The sequence below is a fragment of the Vibrio sp. 779(2023) genome (assembly GCF_033344285.1).
In the GTDB taxonomy this organism is placed as follows: Bacteria; Pseudomonadota; Gammaproteobacteria; order Enterobacterales; family Vibrionaceae; genus Vibrio; species Vibrio alginolyticus.
The window spans coordinates 1-1,811 of record NZ_JAWPOM010000062.1; the positions used below are offsets into that span (position 1 = coordinate 1).

At 47.2% G+C, this 1,811-nt stretch carries 1 protein-coding gene; it reads right to left on the reverse strand.

Annotated features, from left to right (window positions below):
• Positions 1-1,811 (reverse strand): fatty acid cis/trans isomerase (locus R8O70_RS24855; RefSeq protein WP_318184421.1); only part of this gene is annotated, 1,811 nt, incomplete at both ends.

A 1,811-nucleotide genomic window follows, 5' to 3' on the forward strand; every position in this document is an offset into this window, starting at 1 on the left:
GAGAAAAATGCTGCTGGGTAGCTCCCGACAACACCACGCACGATGGTCATATCGTCGTTGGCGAAGTCTCGGTTGCTTTCTTCATCAAACAAACTCGAAATATTAGTGTGCGCATTGTTGTGAAGTAGGGTGAACAGTTCGTCCTTACCTGACTTACTACGCACCATCAGCATCGTGATTTGTGGGACGGTTTGTAGCCATTCACCACGCACTTGACCGATGCGTTTTAGCTCTTTTTCCGTTATATCTGAAAGCGCAGTATCGGTAATCTCATAACGCGGCAACAACACTGGCGATAAGCGTTTGCGCATCATGTTCAGTAGCTCGGTTTTTGGATCGTCCGTTTTGTAAACAACGCTGGTCGGTTGATTAAAAGGCTTCACGTTACGTTGCAAAAAGTCACTAAGCTGAGGGCTTTGATCTTGATACCAGCTCGATTGAAGCTGGTGGCGCATATCCGCAGGCAACAAGGTAACAAAGTTACTCTCGCCTTCAAGACGTAAGAAGTCCATGAACATACGCGTCATCAACTGGTGACCAAAGTTACCGTATACGTCAAACCCTGCTACCAATAGGTAGTGAATACGCTCTAGCAAAGCGTAATCTAAGATCCAGACTGTTTTTGGCTGCTCGCCAACCAACCCTTGAACTACAGATGCACTGTCGAAATGACGGAATACTGTTAATGCTGCATTTGGGTTGGTGCCGTTACCATCCCAAATGACGTCAGTCGATAGGTTTTCGCCATGCTTAAACCAATTGTTCGTGAACTCAGATTTTGCCTCAAGATAACGCGCTTGTTGGCGTGCGTACTTAACCCAGTTTGTGACTGGAAGCGTATTACTCTCTTGTTCGGCTGGCAGTTTTAAGTTATCTGCTTGTGAACGGTAGAACTCGTTAACCTCAGGAATGTCAGCTTTGTCTGGGTCTAAGAAGAATACCCAGAAGCGATCATTGATGACGTTAAGTGCAAGCTGACCACGACAAACAGGGCCTTTGATATACGCCATGATGGTGTTTTGCGCGTTATCAAGCATGAATTTGAAGCGAGACTTCACTGGCATATCAATGAATGCCGTCATCGGGTTAGCTGCAACTTCTGGCTCGTAGCTAGGTAGCTGAGTAACGGAGTAATCCGCTTCAATAAACCACTTTTTCCAGTTACTGATGCGCTGTTTGTTGAGCGCAAATGGCATGTGCGTTTTGTCAACAATAGTGCCTTGTTCTGGAATGATTCGGTAGTAAACGCGTTCAACGCCCGGATCGTCGTAAGGGCGACGAGTGGAAATGCGCTTCACTGGTTGTCCTGGCGGTGTTGCGGAGCGCACGAGAGTAAAGAAGCGCGGTTTTTCGCTCAACTCAGAGAAGTACAGGTGCGACAGGAACAAGTGCTCGTAAATATAACGCGACATCAACTGGTTCTTGAGGTCTGAATGGTTGAGCAGTGTTTCGTATTGATTGATTTGCGCCTGCTCTTGGTCACTGATTGGCGTGTGCATATTCATGATCGCGCCGTTTTCTAGCCAAGTCATCAGCGTGTGGTATTCGCTGTTGGTTAGATTCGGCATACCAAATGGCATTCCCCAGTTTGGGTTGTCTTTTTCGTACTGTTCGTACTCTTCAATTGTCGGGCAGGTTTGCTCACGATCAATCGAAAAATCAAAACCTTCTAATTGCACTTGGTCTGGCAAGGGATGGCGCTCTTTCTGTTGCAATAAACGAGCGATAAGGCCAGCTTCAAGGTTTGCCGCCATGCTTTGGTCGCGTTCATTCAAAACAGGGTGGAAGCCAGCGTCGCGCCATTCTTGGGT